This window comes from Desertibaculum subflavum, from assembly GCA_003576705.1.
GTDB lineage: Bacteria > Pseudomonadota > Alphaproteobacteria > Ferrovibrionales > Ferrovibrionaceae > Desertibaculum > Desertibaculum subflavum.
On sequence record QOZS01000035.1, the window covers coordinates 1 to 20,468 of the forward strand.

At 69.0% G+C, this 20,468-nt stretch carries 16 protein-coding genes; 5 read left to right on the plus strand and 11 right to left on the minus strand.

Annotated elements, in window-relative coordinates; translation table 11 throughout:
* The 4 genes from addA to tsaE all read right to left on the minus strand — a co-directional run.
* The coding region (addA, locus tag DT074_RS17905) for a double-strand break repair helicase AddA (protein WP_119421231.1) at positions 1-2,826 on the minus strand (2,826 nt) is incomplete at its 3' end.
* Positions 2,823-5,729, minus strand: coding sequence for a double-strand break repair protein AddB (gene addB / locus DT074_RS17910; protein ID WP_119421232.1), 2,907 nt, complete (start codon positions 5,727-5,729; stop codon positions 2,823-2,825). The genes addB and addA, both read right to left, overlap by 4 nt.
* Before the next feature lie 16 nt (positions 5,730-5,745).
* Positions 5,746-6,474 (minus strand): nucleotidyltransferase family protein, encoded by a 729-nt coding sequence (locus DT074_RS17915; RefSeq protein ID WP_368744750.1) that lies wholly within the window; start codon positions 6,472-6,474, stop codon positions 5,746-5,748.
* Positions 6,471-7,952 (minus strand): tRNA (adenosine(37)-N6)-threonylcarbamoyltransferase complex ATPase subunit type 1 TsaE, encoded by a 1,482-nt coding sequence (gene tsaE / locus DT074_RS17920; protein ID WP_119421234.1) that lies wholly within the window; start codon positions 7,950-7,952, stop codon positions 6,471-6,473. The genes DT074_RS17915 and tsaE overlap by 4 nt, the downstream gene beginning before the upstream one ends.
* Before the next feature lie 101 nt (positions 7,953-8,053).
* On the opposite strand from tsaE, the gene DT074_RS17925 reads away from it, so the two are divergent.
* Positions 8,054-9,073, plus strand: a complete 1,020-nt coding sequence (locus DT074_RS17925) for an NAD(P)/FAD-dependent oxidoreductase (protein ID WP_119421235.1) — start codon at positions 8,054-8,056, stop codon at positions 9,071-9,073.
* Positions 9,074-9,180: 107 nt separating this feature from the next.
* Here the strand turns inward: DT074_RS17925 and DT074_RS17930 are convergent, their stop codons facing one another.
* From DT074_RS17930 to DT074_RS17960, 7 genes are read right to left on the minus strand one after another with little or no spacing between them, the layout of a single operon-like run.
* Positions 9,181-10,116 (minus strand): N-carbamoyl-D-amino-acid hydrolase, encoded by a 936-nt coding sequence (locus tag DT074_RS17930; RefSeq protein WP_119421236.1) that lies wholly within the window; start codon positions 10,114-10,116, stop codon positions 9,181-9,183.
* 15 nt (positions 10,117-10,131) lie between these two features.
* Positions 10,132-11,250, minus strand: coding sequence for a diaminopropionate ammonia-lyase (locus DT074_RS17935; RefSeq protein WP_119421237.1), 1,119 nt, complete (start codon positions 11,248-11,250; stop codon positions 10,132-10,134).
* On the minus strand, positions 11,247-12,245 hold the full coding sequence (locus tag DT074_RS17940) for an ABC transporter ATP-binding protein (protein WP_368744751.1): 999 nt from the start codon (positions 12,243-12,245) through the stop codon (positions 11,247-11,249). Before DT074_RS17940 ends, DT074_RS17935 begins: the two co-directional genes overlap by 4 nt.
* Positions 12,242-13,258 (minus strand): ABC transporter ATP-binding protein, encoded by a 1,017-nt coding sequence (locus DT074_RS17945; protein ID WP_119421238.1) that lies wholly within the window; start codon positions 13,256-13,258, stop codon positions 12,242-12,244. Before DT074_RS17945 ends, DT074_RS17940 begins: the two co-directional genes overlap by 4 nt.
* On the minus strand, positions 13,255-14,133 hold the full coding sequence (locus tag DT074_RS17950) for an ABC transporter permease (protein ID WP_119421239.1): 879 nt from the start codon (positions 14,131-14,133) through the stop codon (positions 13,255-13,257). The genes DT074_RS17945 and DT074_RS17950 overlap by 4 nt, the downstream gene beginning before the upstream one ends.
* A 1-nt stretch (position 14,134) precedes the next feature.
* On the minus strand, positions 14,135-15,076 hold the full coding sequence (locus DT074_RS17955; protein WP_119421240.1) for an ABC transporter permease: 942 nt from the start codon (positions 15,074-15,076) through the stop codon (positions 14,135-14,137).
* 24 nt (positions 15,077-15,100) lie between these two features.
* Positions 15,101-16,690 (minus strand): ABC transporter substrate-binding protein, encoded by a 1,590-nt coding sequence (locus tag DT074_RS17960; protein ID WP_162914983.1) that lies wholly within the window; start codon positions 16,688-16,690, stop codon positions 15,101-15,103.
* Positions 16,691-17,391: 701 nt separating this feature from the next.
* Here DT074_RS17960 and DT074_RS17965 point away from each other — a divergent pair.
* The 4 genes from DT074_RS17965 (at position 17,392) to DT074_RS17980 (ending at position 20,465) form a co-directional block, all read left to right on the plus strand.
* Positions 17,392-17,769 carry a Ros/MucR family transcriptional regulator gene (locus DT074_RS17965; protein WP_368744752.1) on the plus strand — a complete coding sequence of 126 codons (378 nt, stop codon included), beginning with the start codon at positions 17,392-17,394 and terminating at the stop codon, positions 17,767-17,769.
* Positions 17,770-17,904: 135 nt separating this feature from the next.
* Positions 17,905-18,825 (plus strand): AAA family ATPase, encoded by a 921-nt coding sequence (locus DT074_RS17970; RefSeq protein ID WP_119421243.1) that lies wholly within the window; start codon positions 17,905-17,907, stop codon positions 18,823-18,825.
* Between the two features lie 10 nt (positions 18,826-18,835).
* Positions 18,836-20,098: a vWA domain-containing protein gene (locus DT074_RS17975; RefSeq protein WP_119421244.1), complete on the plus strand. Its 1,263-nt coding sequence runs from the start codon at positions 18,836-18,838 to the stop codon at positions 20,096-20,098.
* A gap of 28 nt (positions 20,099-20,126) precedes the next feature.
* Positions 20,127-20,465, plus strand: a complete 339-nt coding sequence (locus DT074_RS17980; protein ID WP_119421245.1) for an XdhC family protein — start codon at positions 20,127-20,129, stop codon at positions 20,463-20,465.
* The last annotated feature ends 3 nt before the right edge of the window (positions 20,466-20,468 follow it).

Sequence of the window (20,468 nt, forward strand, 5' to 3'; positions counted from 1 at the left end):
CGGCACCGGCTCCGGCGGCGCGGCGGACAGCGCCCAACCCGGCAGCGCGCGCGTTGCCAGCGCGGCGGGCCGGTCCGTTGCGGCGGCCTCCGGCGCGGCGCCGTCTTCGTAGCGGTGCCCGGTGCCGATGCCGGCCAGCTCCACCTCGGTCGCCATCGGCAGCAGCGTCGCGGCGACGAGGTCGTACCAGCAGCCTTCGCCGCGGCCCTTGCCGGTCTCATAGCCCGTGACATAGAGCCGGTCCTGTGCGCGCGTCATGGCGACATAGAGAAGCCGCAGATATTCCTCGCGCTGGCGGACGCGGTGCGCGTCGCGTGCGGCCAGGGTCGTATCCGTGTGCAGATCCTTGTTCGGCACCCAGACCGGCGTCGGCGGATCCTCGTTCAACCACAGCACGCGTGGATCGTTGCTGTGATCCGGCGGCTGGCAGGTATCCGGCAGGATCACCACCGGCGCCTCCAGCCCCTTGGCGCCGTGCACGGTCATGATGCGCACCGCGCCGCCGCCCTGTTCCAGGTCGCGCTTTACCTCGGCATCATGCGCGGTGATCCAGTGATGGAAGCCCTGCAGGCTCGCCGGCTCCGTCCGCTCGTAGGCGAGCGCCAGCGCGAGCAGCTCATCGACCGGGTCCCAGCTCTCCGTGCCGAGGCGTCCCGCCAGGGCGTGGCGGCCGCCCTGCTCATCCAGGATGCGCGACAGGAACTCGAAGGGCGGCAGCAGGTCGGCGGCGCCGAGCCATAGCGCGACCCGGTCATGCGCGGGCCCGAAGGCCGGCTCGCCGCGCCGGCGCACCAGCGCGTGCCACAGCCGCTCGCCCTTCCGACCGTGCGCAAGCTCGAACAGGTCATGCTCGCTGAGCCCGATCAGCGGGCTGCGCAGCGCGGCGGCGAGCGTAAGGTCGTCCTCCGGCAGGATGGCGACGCCGATCGCCGCCAGCAGATCCTTGACGGCGATCTGCTCCAGCAGCTGCATGCGGTCGGCACCCGCGACCGCGATGCCGGCTGCCTTCAGCCGGCGGACCAGCTCGTCGACGAAGGCATTGCGCCGGCGCACCAGGATCAGGATGTCCTCCGGCGCGATCGGACGCCTGGTCGAGGAGAGGATCTCGCCGCTCGCGATCCAGCCACGGATCTGCGCCGCGATCCGCCCGGCCAGCCGCGCGCGCGGATCGTCGGCGGCGATGCGGTCGAGCGGCGCGTCCCAGGCCTCCGGCTCGTCCGCGCCGTCGGCTGGCGCAACGGTCGGCCAGAGCTCGACGCGGCCGTGCTCGCCCACACGATGGGCGCGATGCGCCAGCCAGTCGCCGCCGGCCGTGACGGCGCGCTGCCGCTCCTCGCCGGCGAACACCGCATCGACCACCCGCAGGATCGCCGGCGCCGAGCGGAACGAGAGACCCAAGCCCACCGGCTCGAAGGCGCGGCCAGCGCCCTTCGCACGGGCCGCGAACAGGCCTTTGAGACGGCCGAACTCCGCCGGTACGGCGCCCTGGAAGCCGTAGATCGACTGCTTCTCGTCGCCGACCGCGAAGATGGTGCGCTCGACGGCGCGCGCGCTCTCGCCGGTGAAGAACTCTTCGGCCAGTGCGGCGACGATGCGCCATTGCTCGGGTGCGGTGTCCTGTGCCTCGTCGACCAGGATGTGGTCGATGCCGCCGTCGAGCTTGTACAGCACCCAGGGTGCGATGCCCGGCCGCTCCAGCAGCGCGACGGTGCGGGCGATCAGATCGTCGTAGTCGAGCAGCGCTGCGTCCCGCTTGTGGCGCTCGTAGACGATCAGCAGCCGGCGGGCGAGGCCGGACAGCAGGCCGGTGAGATGGGCGAGATCGGCGGCGGCGAGCTTCGCCTTCACCGCCAGCATGCGCTCGGCCTCGGTGCGGAGAATGTCGACGATGTCGGGATCGGCGTCGACCGCGCCGTTGGTCGCGAGACGCTTCAGCACCTCGCCCGCCTTGGTGAGAAAGATGCCGGCATAGTCGGTCTCGAAGCAGAGCGCGCGACGGGCCGGGTCGCCGAGCAGCGATTCCAGCAATTCGGCGCGGGCGCGATCGGTGGCGGAGCCGCGCCTGAGGGCTTTTGCCGCGCGGCGCAGCGACACCGCGTCGAAGGCAAGCTCGGCACAGGCGGCTGCCAGGATGGTCGCACGCGTTTCGTTCCCGGTGAGCCCGAGCCGCTCGCGCAGCCGGCCGATCGTCCCGCCGAGCGGCGCTTCCAGCCGCGCGCGGGCACGGCCCGAGATCAGCTCGCCGATCAGCGGCCCGAAACGCGTCTCTTCCACCTGTGCCATCAGCTGGTCGAGCACGGCCCGCACGGCCGCGTCGTCGTCCTCGTGCAGCGCGGCTAGCACTTCGTCGCGCGCAGCGTCCAGCCGGTCGCTCTGCTCGGTGCCCTCGATGACGCGGAAATGCGGCACGATATCGGCTTCCAGCGGAAAGCGCGCCAGCAGCGACTGACAGAAGCCGTGGATGGTGCGGATCTTCAGCCCGCCCGGCGAATCCAGCGCGCGGGCGAACAGCTGGCGTGCCCGTTTCGACTCCGCGGCCGTCGCCGGCCGGCCGAGCAGCAGCGCGAGCTCGTCCGCCAGCTTGGCATCGCCCGTGGTGGCCCAGGCGCCGAGCCTCTCGCCGAGCCGGTTCGCCATCTCGGCCGCCGCCGAACGCGTATAGGTGAGGGCGAGGATGCGGTCCGGCGCGGTGCCCGCGAGCAGGATGCGCATCACGCGGTCGACCAGCACCTTGGTCTTGCCGGAGCCCGCATTGGCGGAAACCCAGACCGAGCTCGCCGGATCGGCGGCGAGGCGCTGCTCCTCGAACGGCATCGGCGCGCTCATCGCTCGTCCCCATAGGGCGACCATTCGCCGAGCCGGGCGAGATGGTCGTAGTCGCCGGGAGCATCGAGGAATTGCGGCCGGGGCCGCGACAGATAGGGCGTCGCCTGGCGCCCATAGCGCGCGACCAGGCGCTTCAATCCCTCCAGCGCCGCTTCGCCCTGGACGGCGGCGTCGCGCTTCACCGGTTGGACCTTGCCGGCCTCGCGGCCGCCGGAGAGGCGAAGATAGGTGAGCTCGCCCGCGGTGCCTGCCGGAATCCCTGTGAAGGCGCCGCGCGCCGCCATCGCGGCTTCGAGCGGCAATTGCGGCGCGAAGCCCGCTTCGACCTGCTTGTCGGAGGGCGGGTTGCCGGTCTTGTAGTCGAGCAGGGCGAGCCGCCCGTCCGGCAGGCGGTCGATGCGGTCCGCCGTGCCGGTGAGGGTGAACCCGCCGAGATCCAGGGTGCCGCCGACCTCGGTCGCGATCGGCAGGATGCCGCTCGCGCGGCGCGCGCGCTCCCAGTCGACGAACCAGGCGGCGATGCGCCGGAAGCGCGGCCACCAGAAGGCGAGCGTGGCCGGATGGATGGCGCGCTCGGCGACGATCGCGCTGCCGATCTGGACCAGCTGTCGCTCCGCATCGCCCGGCAGGGCTTGCGGATAGGCGCGGACGAAGCGGTCCAGCGCCGCGTGCACGAAATTGCCGCGCTCCAGCGCATCGGCGGCGGGGTCGAGCGGATCGAGCGGCTTCAGGCCGAGCACGAAACGCGCGTAGATGGCGTAGGGATCGCGGATCAGCGCTTCGACCCGCGTGACCGAAAGCCGCACGGGCCGCGCCTCGACCGGCGGCCTCGGCGCCGGCGGCTTCTCGGGCACGGCCTGCGCCGGCTGGTCGAGGGCGGCGGCCCAGGCCGCCACGTCGCGGTCGAGCGGCCGTGCCGAGCCGAGCAGGGTGGAGAGGCGCAGCCACCAGCGCGACGGCACCGTCTTGGCGCCTTCGACGCGGAGCGCCCGCGTCAGGATCACGTCGCCGGCGCCGAGCGCCTGCTGCAGGTCGTGCGCCGCAAGACCGATGCGCCGCTCCGGCGGCGGCAGGCCGAGCGCTTCGCGCATCGGCCGGTTGAGCCAGGGATCGGCCGCGGCCTCGGCCGGCCAGGTGCCTTCGTTGAGGCCGCCGAGGACCAGCCGGTCGGCCTGCTGCAGGCGCGCTTCGATCGGGCCCCAGATGGCGAGCCTCGGATGCCGGCCATAGCCCGGCCGCACGACGATGCCGGCCATCAGCCGGTCGAGCACGGCCGGCCATTCGCCGACCGCGACCTCGGTGGAATCGTCGAGCGCGCCGCTCGCTTCGTCGACGAAAGCGGCCAGCGCCTCGCCGGCGTCGCCGTGCCACAGCCGGCAGCCGCGCTCGTCCGTCGCCAGCGCGGTGGCGACCGTCACCAGGCGGTGCAGGTGATCGCCCAGCATGCGGCTGTCGCCGGTCGGCTCGGCGGCGATCGGTCCGAGCCGTTCGATCAGCCGTTCCGCGAAAGCGGCCAGCTCCGGCTCGACATCCGCTGCCAGCACGGCGTCCCGCAAGCCGTCGAGGCCCGGCGGCGGACGGCGGCCGCGCAGCACCCGCCGCTCCAGCCGCCGCACGGCCCGGCGGAAGCGGACCGGTGCCATGCCGCCGGCCGCAAGCGGGTGCTTCAGCGCGGCGAGCAGGGGCACGGCGGCGAAATCCTGCGCCGCGGCCGCGGCCAGCAGGCGGAGCAGCCCGCCCGGCGGCGTGCGGGCCAACTCGATGCCGGCGGAATCGTCGATGGCGATGCCCCACCGTGCCAGCATGGCGGCGACCCGTCGGGCCAGGTCGCGGTCCGGCGTCACCAGCGCGGCGCGGCGTGCGGGCGTCTCCAGGGTTTCGCGGAGCAGCAGGGCGATGGCGGCGGCTTCCTCGCGCGGGCTCTGCGCCTCGATGAAGCGCAGTCCGTTCGAGGCCTCGGCCTCGAAGGTTGCCGCCGCCGCCCAGCCGTGCGCGGTATCAGCGGGCCGCAGCGATTCGCGCACCAGTCGCAGCCGTTCGGCGTTCGCGGCCGGCACGACGGTCGAATCCCAAATGCCGACCTCGCGCGCATCGACGTCGATGGCGGCGAGCAGGCGCAGCATGCCGGCTTGCGGATGCGTCGGCTCGACGGCGATCGCTGCCCGGTCGTCGGCCGTCATCGTGGTGTCGAAGCCCGGCAGCACGACGGCGCCCTGCGCCAGGCGCGCCACCACGCCGATCAGCTCGGCACTGGCCGGGATGCTGCCGGTGGACCCTGCGACGTAGACGGGCGAGACCGGCGGCGAACCGCGCCAGCGTTCGGCCTGCAGCTTGAGCAGCCGGTTGCGTCGCTCCGAAGCATCGAGCGCGGCGCTCTCGGCCAGCACCTCCGGCCAGCGGTCGGTCAGCAAGCGAAGAAAGTCAAGCGTCGCCTGCCAATGCGCCGCGTAGGTTTCCGGCACGAGGCCGGCCAGCTTGCGAAGGTCGACGCCGTCGATGCGCACCTCGTCGATCAGCCGTGCGAGCTCGCCGGCAAGGGCGAGCGCCTGGGCGAGCTTCGCCACTTCCGGCCGGTGCTTCACTTCCCTTGCGAGCAGGACCAGGCGGCGCAGTTCCGGCAGCGCCTTGGGCACGGCGAGCAGGTCGATGCCGGTGAGCGCCAGCTCGTCCTCGTCGACATCGCCGAGCGCGCGCATCCGCGGCAGCAGCAGCGCGCGTCCCTCGGCCACGCGCAGGAAGGCTTCGCGCAAAGCGCGCGCCGCGCGCCGGTTCGGCAACAGGATCAGGATCTCGGAAAGCTCGAGCGGGTCGGTGCCGTGCCGCGCCAGGATGCCGGCGGCCAGCGCATCGACGAACGGCGTGCCGGTCGGGATGGAGAAGACGGACGGGCGGGCCGCCGCCATCAGAGGCCGGGCACCGTCAAAGATCCTCGAGCGCCGCTTCCGCCGCCTTGAGGCCGGCGGGCGTGCCGACATCCATCCAGATGCCCTGGTGGCGCAGGCCAAAGAGGCGCCCCGATTCCGCCGCCTTGTCATACAGGCGGTTGAGCGAGAACGGGCCCGGCGGGGCATCGTCGAACAGGCGCGGATGCAACAGCTGGATGCCGGTGAACAGGAAGGGCGCGACATGGCGCTGCTCGCGCCGGGTCAGCCGGCCGTCCGCCGCCATGTCGAAATCGCCCATGCCCGAATATCCGACGGCCATGACCGTCGGATGCATCAGCAGCAGCGCGTCCATCGCGGCATCGTCCCACGCTGCCGCCAGCGCGTGCAGAGAGTCGCCCTGGGCGTCGAGCCAGATGACGTCGCTGTTGACGACGAAGAACGGGCCGGATCCGAGCAAGGGCAGCGCCCTGGCGACGCCGCCGCCGGTTTCCAGCAGCAACTCCGTCTCGTCGGAGAAGGCGATCTCGATGTCGTTACGCTCGGCCAGATGGCGTTTCAGCGTATTGCCCTTGTGGTGCAGATTGACCACCACCTTGGCGATGCCGGCCGCCTTCAGCCGGTCGAGCGCGCGGTCGATCAGGCTGCGGCCCTTCACCTCGACCATCGCCTTCGGCAGGTCGAGGGTGAGCGGCCGCATGCGAAGGCCGAGGCCGGCCGCCAGCACCATTGCGGTGTTTGGCAGCTTTTGGGGAAATCGGCTCACGGCATCTCTCCGGGAAAGGGCTCGAGTCGCGTCGCCGGCGGCATCTCGCGGTCGAACCAGGCGCGCACCGGGGCCAGCGCGGGATGCGCCAGATCGCGCTCCAGCACGGCCCAGGTGCGTGGCCGAAAACGAAGATAGCGAGGCCGGCCATCGCGCTTCCAGAGCCTGGGCCACAGGCCCGTAATGCGCGCGTTGCGGAAGGCCCCGACCACCGCATAGGTCTCGCGGAACATCGCCTCGTCCAGCCTGGTCGCGTCGAGATAGCGCCGGATCATCGCCTCCTCCAGCGCAGCCGAGACTTCGCGGCGCACGTCCTGCAGCAGCGAGACGAGATCATAGGCGGGCGAGCCGATCAGCGCGTCCTGAAAGTCGAGCAGGCCGACGCGACGCACACCCTCTCGCTCGGGCAGCCACATCAGGTTGTCGGCGTGGTAGTCGCGCAAGGTCAGCACGGGCGGAAAGCGACCCACCAGCGGCAGGACCTGCGACCAGGCGGCGCGGAAGGCGGCGCGCACCGGCTCCGGCGTCGGCCGGCCGTCGCGCGCCGGCAGGTACCAGTCGACGATCAGCTCCGGCGCTTCCAGCAGAAGCTCGCCGCCATAGGTCGGCAGATCGGCGGGCGCGGGGTGCCGGTGCAGGGCGACCAGCACGTCGACCGCCGCGGCATAGAGCGCCGTCTCGTCGCCGCCCGCGGCGAGCAGGCGGGTGAAGGTGGCGTCGCCGAAATCCTCCAGCAGCAGGAAGCCCTGGTCGGTGTCGCGGGCCAGGATCTCCGGCGCGCTGAAGCCGAGCCGGCACAGGATCTCGTCGATGCGGATGAAGGGACGCACGTCCTCCTGCGGCGGCGGCGCGTCCATCAGCACGACGCTGCGCCCGTCCCTGGACAGGCGCTCGTAGTGCCGGAACGAGGCATCGCCGGAGACCGGGCGGCGCGGCGCGTCGCCCCAGCCATGCGTGGCGAGAAAGGCCTCGATGGCGCGGTTGCGCGAGCCGTCGCCGGCCGCGCCCTGAAGCAGCGCCGCCCAGCGGCCCTTGGCTTCGAGCGTGGCACGGCGCGCGTCTTCATCGGCGCCCATCTCCAGCCGCAAGGTCAGCGCCTTGGGCGGTAGTTGCGGCCCCAGGCGCTCCGGCCATTCGATCAGGCTGATGCCCTCGGCAAAGGCTTCGTCGAGCCCAAGCTCGCGCGCTTCCTCGGCCGCGCTCAGCCGATAGAGATCGAAATGCCAGATCGGGCCGATGTGGGTCTCATAGGTCTGCACCAGGGTGAAGGTCGGGCTCGGCACCTCGGTCTCGGCGCCGGTCGCGGCGGAGATGAAGGCACGGGCGAAGGCGGTCTTGCCGGCGCCGAGATCGCCTTCCAGCGCGATCACGTCGCCCGGCACCGCCACCCGTGCCAGCCGCCGGGCCAGGCGCGCGGTGGCGTCGAGATCGGCAAGATCGAGGTTGAGGCGGAAGACGGCCGAATCGGTCCCGGTCATGCGGGCTTCTATCCCGCGGCGGGCGGGTGCCGCAACCGCCGAGACGAGTTGATCGAAACCCGCCGGCCCACCATGTTAGCGGCGGTTTCTGGAGCCCCCGGATGAGCGACGTCCCCCTCAAGACCGATATCGCGGTGATCGGCGCCGGCCCGGTCGGCCTGTTCGCCGTGTTCGAGGCCGGCATGCTCGACATGCGCTGCGTCGTGCTCGACGCGCTCGACATGACCGGCGGGCAATGCGCCGCGCTCTATCCCGAGAAGCCGATCTACGACATTCCGGGCTACCCGCGCATCGACGCGCAGGACCTGGTGGAGAAGCTGGTCGAGCAGGCGGCGCCGTTTCATCCGGAATACCGCTTGGGTTCGGCCGTCACCACGCTCAAGGGCGATGCGGGCCAAGGCTTCGCGATCGAAACGGCAGCGGGCGCCAAGGTGCAGGCGAAGGCGGTGGTGATCGCCGCCGGTTGCGGCGCGTTCGGCCCGAACCGGCCGCCCATTGCCGGGCTCGAAGCCTATGAGGGCAAGTCGGTGCATTATCTGGTGCGCCGGCGCGAGGATTTCCGCGGCCAGCGCATCGTCATCGCCGGCGGCGGCGACAGCGCGGTCGACTGGGCTTTGTCGCTGCCCGAAGTCGCCGCCAAGGTGATGGTGGTGCATCGCCGGCCCAAATTCCGCGCCGCGCCGGAAAGCGAGAGGCGCCTGCACCAACTCGCCAAGGAGGGCAAGGTCGAGCTGGTCATTCCCTACCAGCTCGACGCGCTGGAGGGGGCGGGCGGCAAGCTCTCGGCGGTGATCGTGAAGACGCTCGACGGCGAGGCGCGGCGGCTGGAGGCCGATCACCTGCTCGCCTTCTTCGGCCTCTCGATGGATCTCGGCCCGATCGCAAGCTGGGGATTGAACCACGACAAGCAGCACATCACGGTCGACCCGGCGACCCTGCAGACATCGACGCCCGGCATCTATGCGGTCGGCGACATCGCGCACTATCCCGGCAAGCTGAAGCTGATCCTCTCCGGCTTCAGCGAGGCGGCGATGGCCATGCACGCCGCCCGCAACATCGTGCATCCGGGCCAGGTGCACCATTTCGAATACTCGACCACCCGCGGCGTGCCGGGCGCGTAGAAACATTCAACACGGAGACCGCAAAGGACACGGAGGCACGCGGAGAAAGAGAAACAAACTCCGCGTGCCTCCGCGATCTCCGTGTCCTCCGTGGTGAATAATATTGTTCAAGCTGGCGGGATCGCGCCCTTCCGCTCGACGATCATCTTGTAGGTGTCGGGCTCGCGGTGCATGGCGAAGTTGAAGATCGTCGTCTTGTACGAACTGGTGAGATCCAGGTCGCAGCGCGCCACGGCGATCTCGTCGCCGAGCGTCGAGCATTGCGCCACGATCTGGCCGGAGGGTGCGATGATGCAGCTCTGGCCGATATGGTCGACGCCTTCCTCCTTGCCCGCCTTGGCGACGCCGACGACCCAGCACCCGTTCTGATAGGCACCCGACTGCATGACCAGGTGATTGTGGAAATCGGCATGCGCGTCCTGGTCCGGCGCCGGCGGATTGTGCACCGGCGTGTTGTAGCCGATCAGCACCAGCTCCACCCCTTGCAGGCCCATGACGCGGTAGACCTCCGGCCAGCGGCGGTCGTTGCAGATCGCCATGCCGACCACGCCGTCGAAGGCCTTGAATACCGGGAAGCCGAGATTGCCGCGCTCGAAATAGCGCTTCTCCAGATGCTGGAAGGGCCGCCAGGGCTCGTTGTCGTGATGGCCGGGCAGATGCACCTTGCGGTACTTGCCGACGATCTTGCCCTGCTTGTCGACCAGGATGGAGGTGTTGAAGCGCCGTTCGCTGCCGTCCTCCTGGATCAGCTCGGCGAAGCCGAGATTGAAGCCGATGCCGAGTGATTTGGCGCGCTCGAACAGCGGGCGCGTGGCGGCCGAGGGCATCTCGCGCTCGAACCAGGATTTGAGCTCGTCATCGTCCTCGATCCACCAGCGCGGGAAGAAGGTGGTCAGCGCCAGCTCGGGATAGACGACAAGGTCGCAGCCGTGCCTGGCACCCTGTTCCAGCAGCGCGATCAGGCGCGCCACGACTTCCTGGCGGGATTCGTTCCTGGCGATCGGGCCCAGCTGGGCCGCGCCGATGGTGACGATGCGGGACATCGGGTTCGGCCTCCTTCAGCTCGCGCCGACGATCTCGCGGTAGATCGCCGGGTCGGTATCGCCTTCGCTGTTGATGACTAGCACGCGGCTGTCCGGCGTGAGGTCCAGATGCCGCTTCAGATTCGGCGCCTCGGCCAACGCAATCAGCGCGCCAAGCCCGGCGCCGCCGGTCTCGCCGGCGATAACGGGTGGCGTGGCGCGGGCCAGCATGCGCATGGCGTCGATCGCCCAGCTGTCGCCGATGGCGAGCGCGTCGTCGACACCCGTCCGCAGCACCTCCCAGGCGAGCTTCGACACCTCGCCGCAGGACAGCCCGCCCATGACGGTGGCGAGGTCGCCGGTCACCGTGGCGGGCTTGCCTTCTTCGATGCTGGCGAAGACGCAATCCGCGGTCTCGGGCTCGACGGTGAGGAAGCGCGGACGCCGCGGCCCCCATTCGATCCAGAACCGCGCGCACAGCGCAGCGGCCAGCGCGCCGACGCCGGCCTGGGCCAGGACATGGGTCGGCGGCTCGCCCTTGAAGGCGGCGATGCATTCCTCGGCCATCACGCCGTAGCCGTACATCACCTGGCGCGGGGCGTCGGTATAGCCGGCATAGGACGTATCGGAGACGACGTGCCAGCCGTTCTGCTTCGCATCAATGGCGACCTGGCGCACTATCTCGTCGTAATTGCCGGGCGCGCGGCGCACCTCGGCGCCCAATGCCTCGATCGCGGCGGCGCGGCCGGGGCTGACGAATTCCGGCATGTAGATGACCGCCTTGGCGCCGAACGACCTGGCGCCCCAGGCGACGGCGCGGCCGTGGTTGCCGTCGGTCGCGCAGGTCACCGTCACAGGTCCCTTGGCCGTGGCGACCAGCCGCTGCACCGCATAGGCGCCGCCGAGCGCCTTGAAGCTCTTCAGGCCGAGCCGCTGGCCTTCGTCCTTCACATAGAGGGCTTCAAGGCGGAGTTCCTCCGCAAGGCCGGGCGGCTGCACCAACGGCGTCGGTGCATAGCCCGGCCAGGCCCGGATCGCGCTGGCCGCATCGACGAAGCCGATCGCCTCCAGGGTCTTCGGCGGCGGTGCCTCGCGCGCCGCCGCCTTGGCGTTGCGCGCGTGGCGCAGCGCCTTGGACGTGGCATCGCCCGTCATGCGTCGGGACCGCGCAAGTGGCAGGCGACATGGTGGCCGGGCGCGATCTCGCGGATCTTCGGCTCCTCCGCCTTGCAGCGCTCCACCGCGTAGGGACAGCGGGTGTGGAAGCGACAGCCGGAAGGCGGGCGGATCGGGCTCGGCACGTCGCCCTTCAGGATCATGCGCTGGCTCTTGGCGCGCGGGTTCGGCACGGGTACGGCGGAAAGCAGCGCCTCGGTATAGGGATGCTGCGCGCGGCCGAACAGGTCGCGCTTGTCGGCGATCTCGACGATCTTGCCGAGATACATCACCGCGACGCGGTGGCTGATGTGCTCCACGACAGCGAGATCGTGCGCGATGAAAAGATAGGAGAGGCGAAATTCCTGCTGCAGGTCCATCAGCAGATTGATCACCTGCGCCTGCACCGAGACGTCGAGCGCCGAGACCGGCTCGTCGCAGATGATCAGGTGCGGATGCAGGGCCAGCGCCCGGGCGATGCCGATGCGCTGGCGCTGGCCGCCGGAAAATTCGTGCGGGAAGCGGTCCATCTGCTCGCGGCGCAGCCCCACCTTGGCAAAGATCTCGGCCACGCGATCGCGCACTTCGGAACGCACGGCCACGCCGAAATTGCGCAAGGGCTCCGCCACGATGTCGCCGGCCGACATGCGGGGATTGAGCGAGGAATAGGGGTCCTGGAACACGAACTGCACCTGGCGGCGCACGCTCTGCATCTCGCCGCGCGACAGGTTGTCGATGCGCTTGCCGGCCACATTGATCTCGCCCGAGGTTGGCTCGATCAGCTTCATGATGGACTTGCCGGCAGTGGACTTGCCGCAGCCGCTCTCGCCGACCAGGCCCAGCGTCTCGCCATGGCCGACGGTGAAGGAGATGCCGTCGACCGCATAGACCTGGCCGACCACGCGCTGCAGCACGCCCTTGCGCACGGGATAGTGTTTCTTGAGGTCCTTGACCTCGAGCAGCGGCCCGGCCTCGATCGGCGCCTGCGCGTTCACGACGCGGCCTCGGCGAATTGGGCGGCCACGCGCTCGGCCTCGAAACAGGCGGCGAAATGGCCGGGCGCGAGCTCTTCGATCTCCGGCCGCTCGCGGCCGCAGCGCTCGGTCGCGAAGCCGCAGCGCGGCGCGAAGGCACAACCCGGGATCTCCTCGCGCAGGCTCGGCACCACGCCCTGGATCTCGGCGAGCCGGGGCGGCGCGTTGTGCACGAGCGAGGAGCCGAGATGCGGGATCGAGCCCATCAGGCCGAGCGTATAGGGATGCCTTGGCCGCGCGAACAGGTCGTCGACCGAGGCCTCCTCGACCTTGCGGCCGGCATACATGACGACCACGCGCTCGGCCATCTCCGCCACCACGCCGAGATCGTGGGTGATCAGGATGATGGCAGCGCCGACGCGGCTCTTCAGCTCGCGCATCAGGTCCAGGATCTGCGCCTGGATGGTGACGTCGAGCGCCGTCGTCGGCTCGTCGGCGATCAGCAGCTTCGGATTGCAGGCGAGCGCCATCGCGATCATGACGCGCTGGCGCATGCCGCCGGAGAGCTGGTGTGGATATTCCCGCACCCGGCGCTCGGGCTCCGGGATGCCGACCAGCTTCAGCATCTCCACCGCGCGCGCTTCGGCCGCCTTCTGGTCCATGCCCTGGTGCAGCACCAGCGTCTCGCCGATCTGGCGTCCGACGGTCAGCACCGGGTTCAGGCTGGTCATCGGCTCCTGGAAGATCATCGAGATCTCGGCGCCGCGGAGCTTGCGCATCTCCGCCATGTCGAGGTCGAGCAGGTTGCGGCCTTGGAAGCGGATCTGGCCGGAGACGTAGCGGCCGGGCGGCGAGGGGACGAGGCGCAGGACGGATTGCGCCGTCACGCTCTTGCCGCACCCGCTCTCGCCGACCACGGCCAAGGTCTCGCCGGCCTTGACGTGATAGGTGACGCCGTCCACCGCGCGCACCACGCCGTCGCGCGTGTAGAAGTGCAGGCGCAGATCGTCGATCTCAAGCAGCGGCGCCGTCACATCCGCCTCGCCAGCCGAGGGTCGAGCGCGTCGCGCATGCCGTCGCCGAGCAGGTTGACGGAGAGCACGGTGATGGAAAGGAAGACCGACGGGAACACCACGATGTACCAGCCGACTTGGAAGATCGAGCGCGCCTCCGACATGATGTTGCCCCAGCTCGGGATGATCGGCGGCGTGCCGGCGCCGATGAAGCTGAGGATCGCCTCGGTGATCATGGCCGAGGCGCAGACATAGGTGCCCTGAACGAGCAGCGGCGCCACCGTGTTCGGCAGGATGTGGCGAATCATCGTCATGGCGAGCCCGGTGCCCGCCGCCGTGGCCGCCTCGACGAAAGGCTGCTCGCGCAGGCTGAGCACGACGCCGCGCACCAGGCGCGTCACGCGCGGCAGCTCCGCGATGGCGATGGCGATGATGACGTTCTGGATGCTGGCCTGGGTGATCGCCATCAGGGCGATGGCGAGCAGCACGGCCGGGATCGACATCAGCCCGTCCATGATGCGCATCAGGATGGCATCGGCCCAGCGGATGAAGCCGGTGATCAGGCCGAGGGCGAGGCCGCCGACGGTCGCGAGCGCCGCGGCGCCGATGCCGACGACGAGCGATACGCGGGTGCCGTAGAGCGTGCGGCTCCACACGTCGCGGCCCATCATGTCGGTGCCGAACCAGTAGAGCTCCTGCGGCCAGCGCATGCGGCGCGCCGGCGAGACCTTCTGCGGGTCAACCGTCGCCAGATAGGGCGCGAAGATGGCGACGAGCGCGATCAGCAGCAGGATGGTGCCGCCGATGACGATCTTCGGGTGCCGGCGCAGGACGCGGCGGACGCGGCCTTCCGCCGGCTTCGCGGCAACGGTCGGCTCGAGCGCGGTCGCCGTCATCTCAGTAGCGGATGCGCGGGTCGAGCAGCGTGTAGCTCAGATCGACCAGCAGGTTGATGAAGACGTAGACGGCGGAGAATAGCAGCACCATGCCCTGCACGATCGGATAGTCGCGCTTGACGATGGCATCGACCGTGAGCCGGCCGAGGCCCGGGATGGCGAACACCGTCTCGGTGACGACGACTCCAGAGATCAGCAACGCGATGCCGATGCCGATCACGGTGACGATCGGCACCGCGGCGTTCTTCAGGCCGTGGCGGATCAGCACGTCGAAAGTGGCGAGGCCCTTGGCGTCGGCGGTGCGGATGTAGTCCTGGGCCAGCACGTCCAGCATCGAGGCGCGGGTGATGCGGGCGATCAGCGCGGCATAGATCATGCCGAGCGCGACCGAGGGCAGGGTGATATTGGCCAGGAAGGGCAGGAAGCCCTCCGATATCGATGTGTAGCCCTGCACCGGAAACCAGTCGAGCTGCAGCGAGAACACCAGGATCAGCACGAAGCCGAGCACGAAGACCGGCACCGAAAAGCCGAACACGGCAAAGCTCATCACCGCGGTGTCGATCCAGGTCCCGGCCTTCCAGGCCGAGATGATGCCGAGCGGCAGCGCGATGACGATCGAGACGATCAGGGTCGTCAGGGTCAGCATCAGGGTCGGCTCGAGCCGCTGCTCGATCAGCCGGGTCACCGGAAGGTTGGTGAAGATCGAAATCCCGAGATCGCCGCGCGCCAGGCTCCACAGCCAGGTCGCGAGCTGGATATGGAACGGCTGGTCCAGGCCGAGCTTGGCCCGGATAGCCGCGATATCGGCATCGGTCGCGAGCTCGCCCGCGATCAGCACCGCCGGATCGCCCGGCGTCAGGTGCAGCAGGGCGAAGACGAACAGCGCCACCACCCCCATGACGGGGATGGTGGCGAGCAGTCGACGGACGATATACGCGAACACGCTATCGGGTCGGCTTGTGGATCGTCAGTTCTTGTCCACGCCCCAGAAGAACACGACGGGGGACACCGGGACACCCGTGATGTTCGTGCGGTGCGCGGTCTTGGGATAGAACTGTCCAGTCACGATGAAAGGCAGCGTCTTGTAGGCCTCCTTGCTGATCTCGGCGGCGATCTTCTTCTGCTCGTCCACCGAAGTGGCCTTCACCCAATCGACATTGCGCAGCTGCTCCAGCTTCTCGTTCTTCGGCCAGCCGAACCACGCCTTGTCGCCGGCGCCGGAGACCTGAAGGTTGGCCGGCGGCGTCATCTGGTCGAGCACCAGGGTCCAGGTGTGGAAGATGTTCCAGCCGCCCTTGTCGACCGGATCCTTCTTGGCGCGGCGGCTGCCCACCGTGCCCCAATCGGTCGCGATGTACTCGATGTTGAGGCCAAGCTGCTTCAGGTATTCGTGCGTCATCAGGGTCTGGCGATCGATCACCGGCTGGTCGGTCGGCGACATGACGAGGATCTTGCGGCCGTCATAGCCCGATTCCTTGATCAGCTGCTTGGCCTTGGCCAGGTCGCGCTTGCCCTTCATCGGCTCGGCCCCGGCATCGGTCTCCATCGGCACGCCGCAGCCGAAATAGGAGTAGCAGAGCTTGCCGTTCTTAAGGTCGCCGACCATCGACTGGATGTAGTCCGCCTGGTCGACCACGTAGAGCATCGCCTCGCGCATCTTCGGGTTGTCGAACGGCGGATGCAGATGGTTCATGCGGAACACGCCGATATTGCCGAGCGGGTCCGACTGGATCACCTTCACGCCGTTGATCTTGGCGAGCCGGTCCCAGAAATCCGACGGCGGCTGTTCCCACCAGTCGACCTCGCCCTTCTCCAGCGCGGCGGAGGCGGTGGCGCTGTCGGGGATGATCAGCCACTCGACGCGGTCGACCTTGACCACCTTGCCGCCGGTCGCCCAGTCGGCCGGCTCCTTGCGCGGCACGTAATCGGTATTCTTGATGTAGACGGCCTTGGAGCCCGGCACCCATTCGTTGGCGGCGAATTTGAACGGGCCGGAGCCGATGATCTCCTTCACCTGCTCGTTCGGATCGGTCTTGGCGAGCCGCTCCGGCATGATGAACGGCACGTTGGACGAGACCTTGCCGAGGCCCTCCAGCAACAGCGGGAACGGCTCGGAGAGCTCGATCGTGAAGGTCTTCGGGTCGACCGCCTTCATGGCGACGACCTTGGTGAAGATGAGGATGCCGAGGCTGTCCTTCTTGCCCCAGCGCTGGATCGAGGGCACCACGTCGGCCGAGGTGACCGGCTGGCCGTCATGGAACTTGAGGCCGTCGCGCAGCTTGAAGGTGTAGAGCTTCTTGTCGGCCGAGACCTCGAAGGTGTCGACCATCTGCGGCTTCACCTCGAACTTGCTGTTCGTGGCGAACAGCGTGTCGTAGACGAGGTAGCCATGGTTGCGGACGATGTACTGCGTCGTCCAGATCGGATCGAGCAGCTTGAGATCCGCCTGCGGAATGAAGCGCAGGGTCTTCTGCTGCGCCGTCGCCTCCGTCGCCCCGCCGATGCCCAGCGCCATCACGGCCGCCGTCCCCAGCAATGCCTTCGCGAAAAGGTTCATCGTCCTCCTGCCTCCTTGAGCCATGCCGTTATCGTATTGGAGAGTTGCTGCCACGTTGGACGCCGACGGCGCGGCCCGGCGCACGTTGCGAAGAACGTGCCACTCGCGCCGGCACGGGGAAGGCGCGCTGCGACCTGCTGAGACGAAATAACGCCACTCCCGCCACCCCCGCAGTGCCTTTTTGACGGCAGCTGCCCTTCAATTAGGCACCAAAGGCAGTGTGGAAGCAATCGACATCCGGATTGGCGCCCCCGCAGGGCGCAACCGGAAAGCTGTGGCGCCGGACTGGCGGCGTGGCGGTCCTCCGGCGGCGTCCGCCGTCCGGTAAAGGTCACTGGCCGTCCGGCGATACGCATCGGAATATGCGCCCGATCCGGTTCTCCGGCTCAGGTGCCGTCCGCCGGCCGATGCCGGGGCGTTGCGGGTTCCGGAGACTTGCGCGTTGCGGGCACCTGGGATCGGTCTAGCCAATTGATGCAGTCGGCCGGATTGTATCCATCCATGCAATGCCGCAACGTATCCTGTCGCGAAGTCGGCGAAATTCCAAGCAATCGGAATAGTGCGATGAGTCGCTTTGACAATAAAAACGGAATATGCGAGGAAACGCCCCCGGCGCGGAAGCCGCTTTCCCAATAAGAAGGATCGTTTGGACCATGAACGAGAGCGATGGTACGGGCGGCAAATCGCCTGGCTTGTTGCGCATGACTGCTGACATTGTGTCGGCATACGTCGGTCACAATTCGGTCCCGTCGAACCAGATCGCCGACTTGGTGCGCGCCGTGCATTCTTCGCTGAACGAGCTTTCCAATGGCAGTGCGCCGGCGCCGGATGCCCCGCCCAAGCCGGCCGTGCCGGTGAAGCGCTCGGTGCATGACGACTACATCGTCTGCCTGGAAGACGGCAAGAAGCTGAAGATGCTGAAGCGCTATTTGCGCTCGACTTACGGCATGTCGCCGGACGAGTACCGCACCAAATGGGGCCTGCCGCCGGATTACCCGATGGTCGCCCCGAAATATGCCGAGCAGCGCTCCGCCATCGCCCGTCGCACCGGGCTTGGCCGCCGTCCGCGCGAGAACTGAGTCGCGGCCGGCTGCCCGACCGCGCCGGGGAAAGCCGGTCGGGCCGTCGCATCATGCCGCCGCGGCAATGCTCGACCGTCGTTGCCGGGTGGGGTATGGCTGGTCATCCGCCGCCCCGCCCCCAATATTGAGCCGATGACCCGCGCGCCGCTTCCCGCCTCCATCGACGACACGCTCGGCCTGCTCGATAGGGCCGACTACGTCGCCGACCGTCCGCTCGCCACCATTGTCTATCTCGCCCTCAAGATGGGCCGTCCGCTCTTCCTCGAAGGCGAGGCCGGCGTCGGCAAGACCGAGATCGCCAAGGTGCTGTCCGAGACCTTGGGCCGCCCGCTGGTGCGGCTGCAATGCTACGAAGGGCTCGACATCGCTTCCGCCGTCTACGAGTGGAACTACGCGCGCCAGATGATCGAGATCCGCCTCGCCGAGGCGGAGGGCGTCAGGGACCGCGAGCGGCTGGGTGAAGATATCTTCTCCGAGCGGTTTTTGATCGAGCGTCCCTTGCTGCGCGCGCTGAGGGGCGGGCCCGAGGGCGCGCCGGTGCTGCTGATCGACGAGCTCGACCGCACGGACGAACCGTTCGAGGCCTATCTCCTGGAGGTGCTGTCGGACTTCCAGATCACCATCCCCGAGATCGGCACCCAGAAGGCGGCGGAGCCGCCGATCGTCATCATCACCTCGAACCGCACGCGCGAGATCCACGACGCGCTGAAGCGCCGCTGCCTCTATCACTGGGTGGGCTACCCGGACGCGGCGCGCGAGCTCGAGATCCTGCGCCGCAAGGTGCCGGGCGCCGACCAGCGCCTCGCGCGCGAGATCGTCGCCTTCGTGCAGGAGCTGCGCAATGTCGAGCTGTTCAAGCTGCCCGGCATCGCCGAGACGATCGACTGGACGCAGGCGCTGATCCATCTCGACGCGCTGGCGCTCGACCCCGACAAGGTCAACAACACGCTCGGCGTGCTGCTCAAGTACCAGGACGACATCGCGCGCATGCAGGGCAGCGAGGCCGCGGCATTGCTGCGCCGCGTGCAGGACGAGCTCGCGGCGCAGGCCTGAGCGGCTTGCGATGAACGCGCCCGCCAGCCCGACGCCGTCCCCCTCGCCGACACCGAAAGGCCGCTTCGCCGAGAACATCATGCATTTCGCGCGGGTGCTGCGCGAAGCCGGCCTGCCGATCGGGCCCGGCAAGGTGATCGACGCGATCCGCGCGACCGAGACGGCCGGCATCCGCCGCCGCGACGATTTCTACTGGACGCTCCATTCGGTGTTCGTGAACCGGCGCGACCAGCGCGAGCTGTTCGACCAGGCCTTCCACATCTTCTGGCGCAATCCGAAGATCCTGGAAAAGATGATCGGCATGATGCTGCCGGAGACCGAGGTGCCGGCGGAGGAGACGCCGGAGAAGCGCGAGGCGGGCCGGCGCGTCACCGACGCGCTGCTGCCGAAATCGGGCGAGGGCGAGGAGCCGAGCGAGAAGAAGGAGGAGCTCGAATTCGATGCCTCCTTCACCTTCTCCGCCCAGGAAGTCCTGCAGACGATGGATTTCGAGACCATGTCGGCGGAAGAGGAGGCGGCGGCCAAGCAGGCGATCGCCCGCATGCGGCTGCCCATCGCCGACGTGCCGACGCGACGCTTGCATCCCGATCCGCGCGGACGGCGCGTTGACATGCGAAGCACGCTTCGGAACAGCCTGCGCACGCCGGGCGCAATCAATCTGCGCCGGCGCGAGCGTGAGCGGCGGCACCCCCCGCTGGTCGTGCTGTGCGACATCTCCGGCTCGATGAGCCGCTATTCGCGCCTGTTCCTGCATTTCATGCACGCGATCACCAACGACCGCGACCGCGTGCACACCTTCCTGTTCGGCACCCGCCTGACCAATGTGACGCGGTACCTTCGCCAGCGCGATGTCGACGTGGCGCTCGGCAAGGTGGCGGCCGCGGTGGAGGACTGGTCCGGCGGCACGCGCATCGGCACCACCCTGCACGAGTTCAACCGCCGCTGGTCGCGCCGCGTGCTGGGCCAGGGGGCATTGGTTCTGCTGATCACCGACGGGCTCGACCGCGACGGCGGGGCCGGCCTGGAAGAGGAGATCGAGCGCCTGCACAAATCCTGCCGGCGGCTGATCTGGCTCAATCCGCTGCTGCGCTGGGAGGGGTTCCAGCCGAAGGCGCTCGGCATCCGGGCCATCCTGCCGCATGTCGACGAGTTCCGGCCGGTGCACAACCTGGAGAGCCTGGGCTCGCTGGTCGACGTGCTGTCCCGGCCGGTGCCGCGGCGAGACGACCGCAAGGCATCTTTCAATGAGCCGGCGGCCGCACTACATTCATAGACCGATATAGCCGATGGGAGATATCCATATGACCACGGCCACCGTCACGACAGCGCACGAGGATATTCTGGGCCAGCTGGCTGCCTGGCGCGAGGCGGGCAAGAAATGCGCCGTCGCGACCGTTGTGGAGACTTGGGGCTCGGCGCCGCGCCCGGCTGGCAGCCAGCTCGGCATCGACGAGACCGGCGCCATAATCGGCTCGGTTTCTGGCGGCTGCGTCGAGGGTGCCGTCGTGCAGGAGGCGCTGGAGGCGATGCAGGACGGCAAGCCGCGCCTGCTGGAATTCGGCGTCAGCAATTCGGAGGCCTGGGAAGTCGGCCTCGCCTGCGGCGGCAAGATCCGCATCTTCGTCGAGCAGGTGGAGTAGGGC